The organism is Halanaerobium salsuginis, from assembly GCF_900114545.1.
GTDB lineage: Bacteria > Bacillota > Halanaerobiia > Halanaerobiales > Halanaerobiaceae > Halanaerobium > Halanaerobium salsuginis.
Genome location: NZ_FOTI01000056.1, coordinates 1 through 16,582 on the forward strand (window position 1 = coordinate 1; position 16,582 = coordinate 16,582).

The following is a 16,582-nucleotide window of genomic DNA, read 5'->3' on the forward strand; positions in this document are numbered from 1 at the left end:
CTGTCCTCTTTTGGAACTATATTCTTTTCTATAGGTCCAGTCACTATTTTTTAACTCTATTTCACCCTTCTTAATTTCGCGACTTACTGTAGTTCTATGACAATTCAATTCTTTACCTATCTCAGTATAATTTTTATCCTGTTGATTGTATAAATGTTCTATTTTTACGCGATCTTCATAACTTAGATGTTCACCTTTTTCTCTTTTTGTGTTACAATTATTTTGACACATATTCTGTACCCTCCCAATGTTTTTGTGGTTATTAACATTATACAAAAGGTACAGATATGTGTCTATTTTTTATCAAATCACAGCGTGCATTTAATTATACAATTTAATAAATAAAAAAGTATTTTAGTCTGCTGCAAAAAAATCAATTGCTGTTTGAGCCATAACCGCTACTCCATCTTTTAAAATATCATTAGCAAATTTAAAATCTGCCTGATGATGATTTATTACTTTACCAGCAGGAGCAATACCTAGAAAATAAAAAACTGACGGAACTTCAAGCCCAAAATAAGAAAAATCTTCTCCTCCCATTTCTGCTTTTGTCCGCTTTTGAACTCTTGCCGGCCCCAATATTTTTGCTGCTGAACTAGCCAGTAAATCTGTTATAACTGCATCATTTTTTACAGCTGGATAGCCAAAAATATAGTCTAACTTGTAATCTGCATCATAAATATTACAGATATTTTTAATAACTGATTCAATATCAGCAGCCAATTGCTGCCGTAAGTCTTCTTTTAAAGAACGCACAGTTGCTTTTATTTCAGCCTGATCAGGAATTACATTATGCGTACTTCCTGCAGAAAATTTGCAAACTGAAATAACAGCTGACTCTAAAGGATCAACTTTTCTACTTACAATAGTCTGTAAAGCAGAAATAATCTCAGCTCCAATAGGAATTGGATCAATTGTATTATGGGGACGTGCCGCATGACCTCCCCGGCCAATAATAGTTAAATCAAAACGATCAGGAGCTGCCATAAAAGGCCCCGCCTTATATTCAACTACACCATAAGGGGTACTTCCCCAGAGGTGTAATCCTAATGCTGCATCAACTTTAGGTGATTCAAGCACTCCAGTTTTTATCATACCTTCAGCCCCACCTGAAGTTTCTTCACCTGGTTGAAAAACAAATTTAATCTTGCCAGAGAATTCAGCAGCTAATTCTTTTAATACCATAGCTGTACCAATTAAAATTGCTGTATGTCCATCATGGCCACAGGCATGCATCACCCCACTTTTTTGGGATTTATAAGAAAGATCATTTTTTTCCTGAATTGGTAAAGCATCCATGTCTGCTCTAATTAATAATGTTTTATCACTTTCAGAATTACTATTTATAAAAGTAGCAACTACACCTGTTGCAAAAACATTTTCTTCAACTTTGAAACCAAGCTTTTCCATTTCGGCAGCTGCTAAAGCAGCAGTCTCCTCTTCCTGAAATGATAATTCTGGATTTTGGTGGATTGTTTTTCTAATTTCAATTACTTTTCCTGCCACTTTATTTACCGCTGCTTTAATTTTAGCAGTGCTGTCTAAACTCATTTTAATTCTCCTTATTTATTGTTTAATGAAAGTATAATTTAATTAATTTCTTAAATTTTTTATTTAGTTTTAAATCTAGAAACTAAGTCATGTAAATTTTTGGCCATATTTTCTAATTCATCTGCTGAAGCAGAAATTTCTTCAACAGTAGCACTTTGTTCTTCTGCTAAAGCTGATACTTCTTCAGCACTGGCTGAATTATTTTCTATAGCTACCCCTACAGAGTCAACAGCCTTATTGATAGTATCAATAATTTTATCAAGATCAGCTGCAAATTGATTCATCTGAATCATCTTTTGATTAGTTATTTGCGAACTGGATACCATTTCTTTTAAAGAGTCTCCGGCTGAATTAATAATTTCAATCTGTTTATTAACCTCCACAATATTAGTATCCATAGAATTAACTGTAGCGGTTGTTTCAGATTGAATATCTTCAATTAAAGAACTAATTTTACTTGTTACTTCAGCTGACTCTTCAGCCAGTTCTCTAACTTCTTCAGCCACTACCGAAAATCCTCTCCCCTTTTCGCCAGCCCGGGCTGCTTCAATAGCAGCATTTAAAGCAAGTAAATTAGTCTGAGCAGATATTCCTTCTATCATAGCCACCATTTCACCGATTTCTTCCGATCTTTTCCCAAGTTTCTCAATTGCTCCTGTAGCAAAGTTAACTGTCTCACTAACTACATCAAGCTGACTAATAGCTTTTTCTATGGCCTGCTGTCCTGATTCAGCAATTTTAGAAGAATGACTGGATAATTCAAGACTTTCATTAACATTATTCTGTAATGTTTCTCCTTCTTCATCAAGCTGAGCAGCAACTGATTTAACACTTGCTATTTCATCAGCAATATCTTCACTTCCTGAAGCTACATCCGTTATACTGTGAGCAATATCTTCAGAACCCCGTCCTGTATCCTGAGCAACTGTATTTAAATCTTTAACTGCTGTTACTACTGCATCAGAATTATCATTAATACTACTTACCAGCTGTCGCAAAGTATCAATCATATTGTTAAAAGAGATTACAAGCTGGCCAATTTCGTCTGTCTTATTAACTTTTACTTTTTTAGTTAAATCACCAGCAGCAACATTCTCTACCTGCTGAACAAGGTTAACCAGTGGCTTTACGGTAATTCTAGTTAAAAAATATGAAATAAATAGTGCAGATAAAAGAGTTAAAATAGTTGCATAAAGAAAAATCTTATCAGAAAGAGCAACTAAATTTTCTTTTTCTACTGTTAATTTTGAAATTTGATCTTCAGTTAAAGCAGTCATTTTATTTAAACTTGTTCTAACCTTTGCCAAATCAGATTTAATATTTTGATTAAAAACATTTAAAGCTTCCTGCTGCTGCCCAGCTTGATAAAGCCTGACAACCTGCTGTCCATCATTATGTAAAGATTGATGTGGTTTTTCCAATTCCTGAAAAACACCTTTAAGGTAAACAGGTGGCTCAGTGTTATAATACCACTGGCCTAAATTACATTCTGTAAAATCTCCCAGCTGTGGTACATCTCCCCCTGTAAACATATCATAAAGACTGATCATCCAGAGATGATGATCAATTTCTAAATTACTCAGTTTTAATTGGAATTCCTGCATCTGCCCTACTTCTTCTTCAATTAAAAACACCTGATGTGAATAATAATATTCAAAATAACTTGCAGTTGCAAATAAAATAATTAATAGTAAAAATGATAAAGTGAATTTTGCAAACATTGATCTCCTAATTTTTTTTAACATATTTTCCCCCCTAAATAAAATAGCTTTTTATATTAATAAACATAGTAAAGCAGTAGTTAAAATAAAAGTGAATTTTACAAACTAAAAAATACTTTTATCTGATTTCCCTGTTGATTAAAAGTAATTTGATCAGCCAATTTATTAATTATTTTTAAGCCACGACCTTTTTCAGTAAAAACTGGCATTGTAACTAAATCTCGTTCCCGCCAGTTAAAACCAGATCCTGGATCAGTTACTATAATATAAATTCCAGCTTGTTTAAAATAAAGCTCAACTTTAATTGTTGGCTGCTGCCAGAATTTAGTTGCCTTTTTTTTCTTTTTACAGCCATGTTCAACTGCATTAGCCAGCATTTCTCTAATAGCTATTTCTAAGTTAATTAAAAGCTCATCAGCTTCAGGATAAAATTTTTTTACCTTAGCTAGTAATTGATTAACTAAGCTGACGATTTCCTCTGCTTGACAGGTAATTGTAAATTCATATTTTTTAGTTTTTTGCTTCATAATTACACCTCTAAGTTGAAGAATATAGTGATTTTTTAACTTAGATATTTAAAGTCTAAACTTCGTTTAGTAACTATTTATATTTAGCAAGCTAATTAACAGAATCATTAATTGGAATAATACTATCAAGCTGGGTAACTTCGAAAACTCGTTTTATTTTTTGATTTGCATTAATTAAATTAAAATGTCCTGTTTCTGTATAATGATCCTTAGTAAATTTAAAAATTGACAAGATTACTCCAATGCCTGAGCTATCAAGATAGTTAGCTCCTGCCAGATCAATTACAATATTATTTATTCCTTCCTGCTTTTTTAATAAATCTTTGATTACTTCTTTAGTCTGATTAGAATTATCAAAAATAATATCATTCTTTATTTTTAAAATAGCAGTATTTTCTTTAACCTCTAATTCTACATTATCCACTAATAACTCCCCCTCTGCTAATTATTAATTTGAATGACTTTATCTAAATGAATCAGTTTAAACATAGCTCTAATAGAGCTATCTTTTACATTCTTGATAACTAAAACGCCATTTTTTTCCTGAACTCTTTTTTGAAAAAGTAGCAATCTACCTAGACCAGAACTATCAATATTATTTACCTGACTAAAATCAATGATTATTTTTCTATAGCCAGCCTCCAAAAAAGAGAAAAGTTCAGCCTTTAAAGATTGTGAATTAGAAGAATCTATTCCTCCTGCTGGGCTAACTACTACCTGTCCTAAATCTCTGACTTTAGTCTTGATCTCCATAAAATTTCCTCCGTTATTTAATATCTACTTACTAACTAATTTAGCATAAGCTAATAAATTTAAAGTGCATTTTTTAAAACTTTTATAATATCTAAATCAAGTTTTCCCTGTCTTTCCATATCTTCAATAATCTGAACAGCATGGGAAATTGTAAATGCTTTTCGATAAGGTCTATCTTCAGTTAAAGCCTGAAAAACATCACTAACTGCCATAATCCGACTACCAATATTTAAGCATTTTTCGCCAATATGAAAAGGGTAACCTGTGCCATCAAGCCTTTCATGATGGAAAGCAGCCCATTCTGGAATACTGCCTAGACCTTCGATTCGGTTTAACATCCGATATGTATAAAAAGAATGCTGTTTAATTATCTGATATTCACCTTTAGTTAATTCTCCTTCTTTTTCGATTATCTCATTTGGAATAATTAATTTACCCAGATCATGAAAAAGCCCAGCAATTCTAATTGCTCGCTGTTCTTTTGAATTATATCCAAGATCAGCTGCAATCATTGCTGCAATCATTGCAACTCCTGAACTATGCCGGGAAGTAAAAGGACTAACTCTATCAATTAAATGAGCAACTACACTTGCGACCTGTTCCAGATCAGTCAAATTGAATCTAGTTCTTGTTTCTTTACCCCATTTTCTTAAAATTATATTATATTGTTCAGATTTCAAATTAAGCCAGAATGATTCTTTTTTGGCTAATAAGGAAAACACCGGTATTAAAGCTGGATCAAACCAGGTTCCAGATTTAGCAGTTATTTCTTCAACTATACTATCTACCTGATGTAAGATATAATAATCTGGATTAATTTGAGCTTCAATTCGATCAGCCAGGTGAATAATCCTGCTCCCAAGTGGTATTTTATCTCCTTTTACATTATTAAAATTACCACCAGACCAGCGGTGATGATGAAAAAGAATGATTTTACTTAGATTAGGAAGAAATTCTAATTGTCTAACTAAATCTGCACCTCTTTTACAATGACTTTCAGCTAAATCTTCATCAACTTCAAAAATAGTCTGTGCCTTGTGTTTATCATTATAAGTAATAATTCCAATATCATGAATCAAGGCAGCCAGAACAATCTGCTTTTTTAATTCTTTATTTAAATTTAACAAATCAGCAATTTCTAATACAATATAAGCAACTCTTCTGGAATGATCAAGTACTTCTATATTTCCCATATCCAGAGCAGAAGAAAGTGTAATAAATAAATCACTAACTTTCATTTTAGCAGCAGGCAACACCCCCAGACTGCTTGTCTTTAGATCTTCTTGCAACAAAAAAACCAGCTCCTTAACTTAGACTAACAACTTACTCAACTTTAATAACCAGGTAACTTATATCATCATGACCACTCTGGCTGCCAGCATAATTTTTAAAATCACTATTTAAATTATCTATTATTTTTGCTGCTGACTGCTTCTGATTAATAGTCAAAATATTTTTCAGCCTCTTTAAACCATAATGATCAGAAGCCGCAGCATCTTTCTGATTGCTTTCCTCAACTAGACCATCTGTAGTCATAAAAAGCAAATCTCCTGCAGTTAAATTAAATTTCTTGATTCGATGTATTTTTCCTGCTTGATTCTGATAGATTTCTAAATCAATTGCTGTTGAAATTGGCAATCCTGCATTATTTATTTCACTAATTTGGCCAGACGCTGTAATGTAAATTGGCGGGATGTGAATTCCAGCATTGACCAGAGAAATACTCTGTTCTTCTTTATTGTACACAGCCAATAAAAGACAGACCATATATTCAACTGCAAAATTTTCGCCATGGTACTTTTCGATAATATAATTAAGCAGCTCATTAATATTAATTTGTTGAGCCAATTTCTTCTGCTGAGCCAAATAATTATTTATTATTTCTCGAAGAAAAATATTAATCATTGAGCCATCAAGTCCATGTCCGCTTACATCAACTATATATAATAATAATTGATCACCGGTATCAATTACATTATAAAAATCTCCTCCTAATCTGGCAGCAGGCTGAAAATAGGCTTGATAATCAAGTCCTGCTACTTCCGGTAAATATTCTGGTAAAAAATGTCGATGTAATTTAATACCTTTATCAAATTCGGCTTCCAGCCGGGCATATAATTCTTTAATTTCCTTATAATATAATCTCAGTTTATTCTCATTAAGCTTCCGTTCAGTTATATCACGATAACTCTGCATAATTCCCAATAAATTACCGGCAGGATCACGATAAGGAATAACTGAAACTATAAAATGATGTTTGCCATCTAATAAACTAATTTCAATATCTTCCTGAATAAATTCCTTCCCCTTAATAATCTGTTTTAAAGAACAATCTTGACCATCACAATCATGGTGGCAAAAATTATGAAAACACTTTTGGCTGTTCACATCATCTTTATAACCATTTTTTTCAGATGGACAAAGCTGATTTAGCTCTTTATAAAGTTTATTTGTTTTAATAACATTATAATTAAGATCAATATAACGAATTGCTTCTGTAGAGAGATCAAGAATTTTAGTTAGCATCTGTTTGGCTGATTCAAGTTCAGCAGTTTTTTTAATTAGCTGGCTCTGAATCTCTTTTTTTTCAGTAATATCCTGTTTAATAGCTACATAATTAGTTATCTTGCCTGTTTGATCAAAAAGAGGTGTAATTGAAGCCTGCTCCCAAAATAAATCACCATTTTTTTTCTGGTTAAGAATTTGCCCACTCCACTTCTCTCCTTGAGTAATTTTATCCCATAAATTTTGATAAAATTGTTTGGAATGATAACCACTTTTTAAAAAGCTAATTTTTTTGCTTAAAACTTCTGCTGGAGCATAGCCAGTTAATTCTGTAAAACGAAAGTTAACATACTCAATTCTTCCTTCTGGATCAGTAATAATAATTGTCTCTGGACTTTGTTCTACAGCCTGAATTAATTTGGCTCTATTTAAATTTTTATAAATAGCAAATCTATCTTCTTTTAACATAAAAACACCTTCACCTTAAAGATTATACTATATATTATTTCCCATTTAAGATCAGATTCCTGCCTTAAAAAATAAAACCTCCTAATTTAACTACTAGTAGTTAAATTAGGAGGTAAATAATAAGATCCATTTAAACTATATCATAACCTGCTTCTTCAACAGCTTTTTTTAAGGCAGCCAGTTCAACTTTACTTTCATCATAATCAACTTCGACTAAATCATCATCAAGCTCAACCTTTACATGATGGACTCCATCTAGTGTTTTAAGAGCTCTAGCAACAGATTTAGCACACATTTCGCAGCTCATTCCACCAACATTTAAAATTTCTCTTTTATCTGCCATATTATCACTCCTCAGAAATTATTAATCTCAAATATTAAATTTAATTATTGCTATTTCTTTACTAAAGAATATCATTTGTCTAGTAAAATTGTCAAGTTTAAAATAAAGCATATAGCTGCTGCCAGAATAAGATTATTGTTAAAAAAATTGGTATCCAGAGCAGTTGCATAGTAAAATCTTGATAAACAAATTTATACAATTTATGGGCTGAGTTATAAATAGCTCGATAAAAAAAGCTTTCAAAAATACGTTCTGTATCAAAAATAATACTCTTTCTACTAATACTATAGCTAAAATTAAGAAAAGATTGTAAGTAGTTTTCCAGACTTAATTGAGTTCTTGGCTGTACTATAAAACCGGTCTGGCTAATTAATAAGTATCCTACTATAACTAAATAAATTAGATTATCTCGCAGGCCTATTAACAGATGAAAATCTTTAGCTGCTAAAAAAGCAAGACTATCTCCTGGCATTTCTGGCCAGAAAGCTGCTATTATTAAAACAAGGCTACCAACTAATAAAGCAGCTAGATCACTAAAATAATATGAATAATTATTATTTTTAAATAGTAAATTTTTCTTGAAGTTGTGATAGTTTTGATTTTTAATAAAAAACCAGTAAATAATTCGAAAACTATAAAGAAAACTTAACAAACCCAAGCCAAAAAATAATAGTCCAGCAAAGTTATCTCCTATCTGAGCAGATTTAATTAAATATTTACTATTATAACCTGCTGTAAATACTAGTCCACTCAGTGAAAGAAAGCTCAATAAAGTTGCTGCTGAAGTTAATGGGCGTCTAAAAACAGCATTTTTAAAATCATAAATAATTCTGCTGCCATATTCTTGCTGCCATATTCCACTACTGATAAATAAAGTTGTTTTAGCAAAACCATGACCAATAATTTGTAAAACAGCACCTGCAAAAGCATATCTGCCACCAGTACCAATGGCTAGAGCAATTAAACCGAGCTGACTAATTGTTGAATAGGCCAGCATAATTTTTAAATCAGCTGAACGAAAAGCCTGCCAACCTGCATAAATAATCATCAGCAGTCCTAATAAATAAAGAAATTTATTGCCTGTAGTAATTGGAATGATCTTCAGCAGAAAAATATAACCTAGTTTAACAACCCAACCTGACAGAATAGCACTAACTGGAGCTGGAGCTTCTGCATGAATTGGTGGTAACCAAAAATGAAATAAGAAAAGACCACTTTTCATTGCAACTCCTAAAATTAATAATAACTGCAGCCAGTTAGAATTAATTATTCCAATTTTATTATAACCAAAAGAAATGGCTGTCAAGGCTGCCAGTAATAAAATACTACTGCCAAAAAACTGAATTATAAAATACTGACGAACAAGCCGCCAGCTGCTCCAGGCCAGCATTAAAGCTGTTGTTAAAGTAACTAATTCCCAACCAAACAAAAATAAAAACCAATTATTAGTTAAAATTACTATTGTTGAACTAAGCAAATATAGTAGAGTCAATAAATAATAAAAGACTCTATTTCTAGCAAAGTATTTCCAGGCAGCTAAGGATGTCATCAAGGTTAAAATAATCCCGACCCCAGCCAGCAAAGGAAAATAGCTCTGCCAGATAAAGCTTGCCGAAAACTGCTGCCATAAAACAGTCATCATTTACCCTCCTAACACTAATTCTATATATTTTTCTACATTCATAACACTTAAAGTTGAAATTTTAAGAGGAAGATCAAGAAACCTAAAACTAAGCCCACCCAGAATAATTATTGCTGTATAAGTATAACTAATAAAACTAACTATTTTTCCTCTATATAAGACAGATAATAAAGGACGGCTATAAATTTCCTCATTTAATTCAGTATCAGTTAATTTAGCTTCTTCAAATCCTTTAGCAATATAGCGCAAATAATAAATTACAGCTGTTAAGCTGCCAAAAATAACAATAAACGCCCCAAAATAATTTTGAGCTTCTAAAAAAGCTATCAGAACATACCATTTACTGGCAAATCCTAATAAAGGTGGCATACCAATCATACTCAAAAGTAAAATAATAAAAGCTATAAAAACTTTCCTATTTTTTAATCCAACTCCTCTAAAATCACGATAAGCATGTGATCTAGTATATTGTAATAAATAACCACAGCTGACAAAAAGTCCAGCTTTCATAAACATATGGCTTATGATATGTAGAATCCCTCCATAAAAACCTGCTGTAGAGTTTAACATAATTACAGCCATAATCATTCCAATATGACCGATACTAGAATAAGCAAGTAAGCGCTTAATATTATTTGACTGCAAAGCAAAGATATGGCCCAAAAGTGAAGAAACTAGCGCTAAATTAAGCAGAAAACTATTTAAATTTAATAACTCTAAAGTTTTAAAACCGATTACAGTCCAGAAAATCCTGATAAAGATATAAAGATATACTTTAGAGAGTATTCCTGATAAAACTGCTGTTACCGGTGAAGGTGCTGTATCATAACTTTTAGGAAGCCAGAATATAAAAGGGAAAATGCCCATTTTAATTAAAATAGAAGTCAGCAAAATTGCAGTAATAAATAATTTTATTTGAACAGATAAAGTAGTAAAGTTCAAAGCTATATCAGCCATATTTAAAGTACCCAGATTAAAATAAATTAAAAGAACTGCTAAGAAGAAAAGTAATCCAGCCAGAATATTATAAACTAAATATTTAATTGCAGCTGCACTTGCCTCTTTACTTCTTTTAAAGCCAATTAAAGCTCCTGAAGTAATAGTTAGCATTTCTATAAAAACATAAATATTAAATAAATCAGCAGTTAAGATAGCACCCATTGAAGCCGCTGCAATTAAAGAATAAAGTACATAGTATTTACCTTCATGATGACCAATATAACCAATTGAATAAGTCACAATTAATAGTAAACTTAAAGCAGTGATTACTACAAAGATCAAACTAAGGCTGTCCATTACAAGATTAATTCCCAGAGGAGGCTGCCAACCTCCTAGATGATACTGTAAAAACAAATCACCTTTTTTTAGTTCACTAAAATTATTAATAATAATACTTACTAATAAATATGATTCTAGCAAAATTCCCAGTAAAACAAAAAACCTCCGCAATTTTGCATTAATTAGATCAATTAGTGGAATTAAAAAAGCTGTACTTAAAGGTACTAAAATTAAAAATAAAACTTTAATATCCATCCATCAACCTCCCAGAACTAAATCAATATATTTTTGTGGGTTAAGCAGCTCAAAAATTGCTGTATCAATGGGCATAGAAAAAAATTTAAAACTAAACCCAAAGAAAATAATTAAAAAAGTAAATAAATAAATAACAGCTTTCATAGCATTAAATGAACTAAAAAATTCTTTAAAAGATAGATTTTCCTGCCATATTGAAACTGTTTCAGACCCTTTAAAAGTAAGATAGGCCTGTGAAATATAACGTAAATAATAGATTAAAGCTATTAAACTACCTGCTCCCACAACAAAAGCTCCAAAGTAGTGCTGACTTTCAAGAAAAGCCAGTAAAACATACCATTTACTTACAAAACCAAATAAGGGTGGCATACCAATTGTAGCTAGACAGACAATAATAAAAGCTACAAAAACTGAACGATTTTTGTGACCAACACCTTTTAAGTCACTTATTTGATAAGATAAAGTAGTTTGCAGTAAATATCCTGTACTTAAAAATAAAGCAGATTTCATCAATAAATGAGCAATAATATGTAAAATGGCTCCATAAAAAGCAGCTTTGGTATTTAATAATAACACAGCTAGAATCATTCCAATATGACCAATGCTAGAATAAGCCAGCATTTTTTTCAAATTATCTGATTGCAAAGCAAATAAGTGACCAACTAAACTTGAAAATAAAGCTAACTCAAGGATAAAATGGTGCAGTTGAAACCTACTTAAAATAGTAAAAGAAATTACTGTCCAGAAAATCCGCATGAATATATATAAATATACTTTTAGTAATACCCCTGATAAAAGAGCACTAATTGGGGCTGGACAGGCACTGTGAGCTCTAGGCAGCCAGAAATGAATTGGGAAAATACCAAGTTTAATTAACAAGGCCAGTAAAAAGAAAATAATTATTGTTAACTGCATACCTGGTTCAATATTAACAAAGGCTGCTGCAACTTCTGCCATTCTTAAAGTACCTAACTCAAAATAAATTAAAATAATTGAAATGAAGAAAAATACTCCGCCAATTAGCCCATAAAATAAATATTGCAAAGCTGCTCTGGTTGTTGTCTCATTTTTCTTAAATGCAATTAAAGGAGTAGTAAAAATTGTTATTGCTTCAATAAATAAATACAGCGTAAATAAATCAGCAGTTAAAATACTGCCCTGTATTGCTGCTAAAACAAGAAAAAAAAGGGCAAAAAATTGATTTGCTCTATCTTCAACATACTTAACTGAAAAAATAACGATCAAAAAAACTGCTGCTGTTACAATTAACGAAAAAAATAAGCTCAAGTTATCCAGAGCAAAATTAATTACAAATGGGCTTTCTGCCCGTCCAATGGTATATTGAAGAAAAAAACTCGCATTTTTTACTGCAGCAAAATTACTCACTAAAAGCGCAGTAATAAAATAAAGTTCGAGACTGATTGAAGTTAAAGTTATAGTTATATTAATTTTATGATTAGATTCAGAACTAAAGCAAAGCATAACAGCTGTCAAAATAGGCATTAGAATCAATAAGATAAGTTCAATATTCATCCAATTCATCAATCATTCAGCCCCTCAATTTGATCCCTGTCTATAGTGCCAGTAAACTTATTTAATTCAATAATTAGTGTCAAAAGCAGTGCTGCTGTACTGGCTCCAATGACTATCCCAGTTAAAGTTAATGCCTGTGGTACAGGATCATTAAAATTAAAATTAGTTTCAGCCAGTTTATGAATAGAGATCCTACCTCCAGTATCAGAAAAAGCTATCACCCATAAAAAAACTGCTGCCTCCATTAAGTTTAATCCAATTACCATTTTAATTAAATTTTTTTTCATAATTAAAGTATAAAGACCAAGCATAAAGAGAATTATAAAAATTAAATTGTTGAACATTAATAATCCTCCTCAAAAGTTTTTTGGATCATACTATAAAAAATAATTGCCAGACCAGCTCCTACTTTAAAACCAACTCCAATATTAATATATGGGATACTACCAGCTGAAAGCAAAGTTCCTGGTTCTGCAGTTAAAAAATTTAAATTGTGTAAAAAAGCTCCTTCAAAAAATAAACCAGCCAGCCCAATTGTTAAAAAAGTTAAAGCTCCACCTGTTTCCAAAATAGTCTTTTTTTGCGGACTATAACGCCTATAATCAAAAGCACTACCATAAACTATGCTAAAAATAATTGAAATAGCCGCTAAAATAACTCCTCCCTGAAATCCTCCTCCTGGACTGAGGTGACCATGTGAAATAACATAAAGTCCAAACAAACCAATAAAAGGAGTTATAATGCCCAAAGTTCTTTTAACTATAAAAGAAAGCCCTTTTGAAGACACTGGCAGCATTTTTCGTGATAGAATTAATACAATTCCACTTACAGCACCAAAAATAACTGTACTCTCTCCTAATGAATCAAAAGCTCTGTAATCATATAAAACAGCTGTAATTAAATTGAGCGATCCTGTATCTCTCAAAGCAGATTGGATTATGTAGTTTGAAACACCAGTTTTCAACCCCTGATATTCAGGCATTAAAATAAAATTAAGATAGAGAGCCAGAGTAGTAAATAAAAGTACAACAATGATTAAAATTTTTTTTAATAACCCAGTCATCTCTTCACCTCCAGCTGATTTAATCAGAATCTCCATGTCTAATCTGGCTAATTGCGCTCATAAAAATTGCTGTATTTAAACCAGCTCCGATTACAGCCTCAGCCAGAGCAACATCTGCTGCTTTGTGTAATAAATATAGAGCTGTTAAAATTAAAGAAAAAATTGAAAGAAAAATTATTGAAATCAGTTCTTCTTCAAAATGAATAGCCATTACAGCCGAAAAAATCAAAAAAATTACTAAGATAAATTCAAGTAATAACATTATTTATCTCTCCCTAAATAATCAGAATAAGCATCAATCTCATACTGTTCAGGCAAAACAATCTTTCTTTTATAAGATGCCCTAGCAATTGCATGGGTTGCCATCGGATTAGAAAACAGAAAGAACATTCCGATCATCATAATTTTTAAGCTGAGAAAAAACTCCCAGACATAAACTGCTGTTCCAATAGTCACTAAAACAGCTGAAATAGTCAAAACAACTGCACCAGCATGAATTCTTGTGTAAACATCAGGAAAGCGCAACAATCCCAGAACTGTTACCACTGCAAACGCAGCTCCAGTAATCATCAAAAAATAAGCAAATAAAATTCTTAAAGTCATTATTTATACAGCTCCCCATGTTCAAAATACTTAGCATAGATTAACATATCAATAAAAAGCAAAACTGCATAAGCCAGTATGATATCAACTAGTAAAGCTATATCATAATAGAGAGCAATCATCAACATTACCATCGACATAAAAATACCAATTGTATCAGCCCCAATCAGGCGATCGGTTATTGTAGGACCGATCACGACTCGATAAGAAGCAATTAATGATAAAATAGTAAAAAAGATAGCTAAACCAATAATCATTTAAAAATCACCCCAATCCAGTTTTCAAAGCGGGCAATTAATTTTTTCTTTAATTCAGCTTGTTTTACTGTTTCAACATCTATCCAGTGAATATAATAAACTTGTTCATTTCTATCGTAATCGAGAGTTAATGTTCCTGGAGTTAGTGTGATTAGATTGGCCAGCAGACTTAAACCTGTTATATCAGTTAGTTCAGTCTTTACTTTGACAATACCAGGATTAAAGGAAGGGTTTTTTTCAAAAACATGTTTAGATACTTTAAAAGCAGCACTGACAGCTTCATAAAAAAAGACAGGTACAAATAACAACAATAAGGTTAGCTTTCGCAAATAGTGATACCAGGGAAGTCTGTGATTAACTTCCCTGAATAATAAATCACTAAAGAAAAACGTAACCAGAAGTGAAGCTGCACTACCTACTATAACAACATCAGCTGTTATTTTACCAGCAAAAATAAACCAGCTTAACAGCAAAGCAATAAAAGCAGAAATTTTTTGCAGCATTTAAACACCTCCGTATATTTTTGAAATTAATTTATTTATAATTTTAATTAAGAACACTTTGATAGATCTTTACAACATCTTCTTTGGTTAGAGGAACAAAATTACCTCTTGGGCCTGCTGCTGTACATTTAGCAGCCATCTCCTCAAATTTATCTGCAGGAATTTCTAATTCTGGCAAAGAGACCGGCATTCCCAGGGAAGAGAAAAATTCTTTTGTCTTTTTAATTCCCTGGCAGGCAGTCCAGTCAAGGTCTTTAAGATCAGGATCTATGCCCCAGACTCTAACTGCAAATTGAGCAAATCTAGCCAGATCATGTTGATAAACATAGTTCATCCAGGCTGGAAAAACAACTGCCAGCCCTGCTCCATGAGCCACATCATAAATAGCACTTAATTCATGTTCAATTCCATGAGAGGCCCAGTCACCAACTCTACCAGTATCAAGCAATCCATTATGAGCAATATTACCAGCCCACATAATTTCAGCTCTGGCAGCATAGTCTTGATTATCTTTAAGTACCCTTGGTACATTATCAATTATAGTTTTGAGAGTAGCTTCACAGAGTCTATCTGTTAATTCAACATTTTTAGTATTAGTAAAATATCTTTCCATCACATGGGCCATAATATCTACTGCTCCACAAGCAGTCTGATAATTAGGCAGAGTAAAAGTAAGTTCGGGATTCATAATTGCAAATTTAGGTCTAATTAATTCAGAAGAAATAGATTTTTTATACATACCTGTTAATTTGGTAATTACAGCACTAGTACTTGATTCACTACCGGCAGCAGGAATAGTTAAAACAGTTCCAACTGGCATAGCTTTTTTAATAGTAATATCTTTAGCAAAAAAGTCCCAGACATCACCTTCATAACAAGCTCCTACTGCTATTGCTTTAGCAGAATCAATAACACTTCCTCCACCTACTGCCAGAATAAAATCAATATCTTCTTGTTCAACTAATTCTATTCCTTTCTTAACCAGAGCAAGTCTTGGATTTGGCTTTACTCCACCGAGCTCTATGTATTCTAAACCAACTTCTTCTAGGGATTCAATAACACTTTGATAGGTCCCATATTTCTTTATACTTCCCCCACCATAATGAAGTAGTACTTTTGATCCATAAAGAGAAGTTTGTTCGCCTACCTTTTTTTCTGCTGCTTGTCCAAAAATAATCCTGGTTGGATTTTGAAAAACAAAGTTTTGCATTACTAAATTACCTCCTGGATTTTATTCAAATTTAACTAATAAAATTGGTTGTATAATTAATGTTGTGAAGAAAAAACTGTAAATCTAAAAATATCTAAATAAAAAAGGCATTTGCCTGGCTCCGTTGAATTAAATAGTTACAACACCAAAAATTCAATAAAGGAGTCAAGCAAATGCATAATAATCTTATCACAGATTTAATGGATTTACCAGACCTAGTTGCAACAGATTTAATTAAAACGGAGGAATATTTAGTTTTTGTAGCTGACTATAAAATAGATCATGTTAAATGTCCTGTCTGCGGCAAAAAAGCAGAAAAGATTCATGATAGAAAAACTCAAATGATTCAGGATACTTCTCTTCGAGATAA

Annotated in this window: 19 protein-coding genes and 1 pseudogene; 1 reads left to right on the top strand and 19 read right to left on the bottom strand. The window is 31.9% G+C overall.

The window, feature by feature from the left end:
- From BMZ74_RS12930 to BMZ74_RS13020, 19 genes are all read right to left on the bottom strand, one after another.
- Positions 1–231 (bottom strand): helix-turn-helix domain-containing protein (locus tag BMZ74_RS12930; protein ID WP_143070177.1); only part of this gene is annotated, 231 nt, incomplete at its 3' end.
- 123 nt (positions 232–354) lie between these two features.
- On the bottom strand, positions 355–1,551 hold the full coding sequence (locus tag BMZ74_RS12935; protein ID WP_089862632.1) for a M20 metallopeptidase family protein: 1,197 nt from the start codon (positions 1,549–1,551) through the stop codon (positions 355–357).
- Between the two features lie 59 nt (positions 1,552–1,610).
- Positions 1,611–3,296, bottom strand: coding sequence for a methyl-accepting chemotaxis protein (locus BMZ74_RS12940; protein ID WP_089862633.1), 1,686 nt, complete (start codon positions 3,294–3,296; stop codon positions 1,611–1,613).
- Between the two features lie 74 nt (positions 3,297–3,370).
- On the bottom strand, positions 3,371–3,799 hold the full coding sequence (locus tag BMZ74_RS12945) for an ATP-binding protein (protein ID WP_089862634.1): 429 nt from the start codon (positions 3,797–3,799) through the stop codon (positions 3,371–3,373).
- Between the two features lie 91 nt (positions 3,800–3,890).
- The gene (locus BMZ74_RS12950) at positions 3,891–4,223 is read right to left on the bottom strand and encodes an STAS domain-containing protein (protein WP_089862635.1); all 333 of its coding nucleotides are present in this window, start codon (positions 4,221–4,223) and stop codon (positions 3,891–3,893) included.
- A 17-nt stretch (positions 4,224–4,240) separates the two neighbouring features.
- Positions 4,241–4,552: an STAS domain-containing protein gene (locus tag BMZ74_RS12955; RefSeq protein WP_089862636.1), complete on the bottom strand. Its 312-nt coding sequence runs from the start codon at positions 4,550–4,552 to the stop codon at positions 4,241–4,243.
- A 59-nt stretch (positions 4,553–4,611) separates the two neighbouring features.
- Entirely contained in the window at positions 4,612–5,841 is a 1,230-nt protein-coding gene (locus BMZ74_RS12960) for an HD-GYP domain-containing protein (RefSeq protein WP_143070178.1), read from the bottom strand.
- 34 nt (positions 5,842–5,875) lie between these two features.
- Positions 5,876–7,525 (bottom strand): SpoIIE family protein phosphatase, encoded by a 1,650-nt coding sequence (locus BMZ74_RS12965; RefSeq protein WP_089862638.1) that lies wholly within the window; start codon positions 7,523–7,525, stop codon positions 5,876–5,878.
- A 130-nt stretch (positions 7,526–7,655) separates the two neighbouring features.
- On the bottom strand, positions 7,656–7,868 hold the full coding sequence (locus BMZ74_RS12970; RefSeq protein WP_089862639.1) for a heavy-metal-associated domain-containing protein: 213 nt from the start codon (positions 7,866–7,868) through the stop codon (positions 7,656–7,658).
- A 97-nt stretch (positions 7,869–7,965) separates the two neighbouring features.
- Positions 7,966–9,507: a proton-conducting transporter transmembrane domain-containing protein gene (locus tag BMZ74_RS12975; protein ID WP_089862649.1), complete on the bottom strand. Its 1,542-nt coding sequence runs from the start codon at positions 9,505–9,507 to the stop codon at positions 7,966–7,968.
- Between the two features lie 3 nt (positions 9,508–9,510).
- Positions 9,511–11,043 carry a complex I subunit 5 family protein gene (locus BMZ74_RS12980; protein ID WP_089862640.1) on the bottom strand — a complete coding sequence of 511 codons (1,533 nt, stop codon included), beginning with the start codon at positions 11,041–11,043 and terminating at the stop codon, positions 9,511–9,513.
- A gap of 3 nt (positions 11,044–11,046) precedes the next feature.
- A complete protein-coding gene (locus BMZ74_RS12985; protein ID WP_089862641.1) occupies positions 11,047–12,585 on the bottom strand; it encodes a complex I subunit 5 family protein in 1,539 nt (512 codons plus the stop codon).
- The gene (locus BMZ74_RS12990) at positions 12,585–12,920 is read right to left on the bottom strand and encodes a sodium:proton antiporter (protein ID WP_089862642.1); all 336 of its coding nucleotides are present in this window, start codon (positions 12,918–12,920) and stop codon (positions 12,585–12,587) included. Before BMZ74_RS12990 ends, BMZ74_RS12985 begins: the two co-directional genes overlap by 1 nt.
- On the bottom strand, positions 12,920–13,639 hold the full coding sequence (gene mbhE / locus BMZ74_RS12995; RefSeq protein ID WP_089862643.1) for a hydrogen gas-evolving membrane-bound hydrogenase subunit E: 720 nt from the start codon (positions 13,637–13,639) through the stop codon (positions 12,920–12,922). The genes BMZ74_RS12990 and mbhE overlap by 1 nt, the downstream gene beginning before the upstream one ends.
- 19 nt (positions 13,640–13,658) lie before the next feature.
- Positions 13,659–13,901, bottom strand: a complete 243-nt coding sequence (locus tag BMZ74_RS13000) for a Na(+)/H(+) antiporter subunit B (RefSeq protein WP_089862644.1) — start codon at positions 13,899–13,901, stop codon at positions 13,659–13,661.
- Positions 13,901–14,242 (bottom strand): monovalent cation/H(+) antiporter subunit G, encoded by a 342-nt coding sequence (gene mnhG, locus BMZ74_RS13005; protein ID WP_089862645.1) that lies wholly within the window; start codon positions 14,240–14,242, stop codon positions 13,901–13,903. The genes BMZ74_RS13000 and mnhG overlap by 1 nt, the downstream gene beginning before the upstream one ends.
- Positions 14,242–14,499, bottom strand: coding sequence for an MrpF/PhaF family protein (locus BMZ74_RS13010; protein WP_089862646.1), 258 nt, complete (start codon positions 14,497–14,499; stop codon positions 14,242–14,244). The genes mnhG and BMZ74_RS13010 overlap by 1 nt, the downstream gene beginning before the upstream one ends.
- Positions 14,496–15,002: a Na+/H+ antiporter subunit E gene (locus BMZ74_RS13015; RefSeq protein ID WP_089862647.1), complete on the bottom strand. Its 507-nt coding sequence runs from the start codon at positions 15,000–15,002 to the stop codon at positions 14,496–14,498. The genes BMZ74_RS13010 and BMZ74_RS13015 overlap by 4 nt, the downstream gene beginning before the upstream one ends.
- A 43-nt stretch (positions 15,003–15,045) precedes the next feature.
- Complete coding sequence (locus BMZ74_RS13020) at positions 15,046–16,212, bottom strand: iron-containing alcohol dehydrogenase (RefSeq protein WP_089862648.1); 1,167 nt, start codon at positions 16,210–16,212, stop codon at positions 15,046–15,048.
- Between the two features lie 173 nt (positions 16,213–16,385).
- Here BMZ74_RS13020 and BMZ74_RS13025 point away from each other — a divergent pair.
- A pseudogene (locus tag BMZ74_RS13025) lies at positions 16,386–16,582 on the top strand (hypothetical protein); the annotation flags it as partial.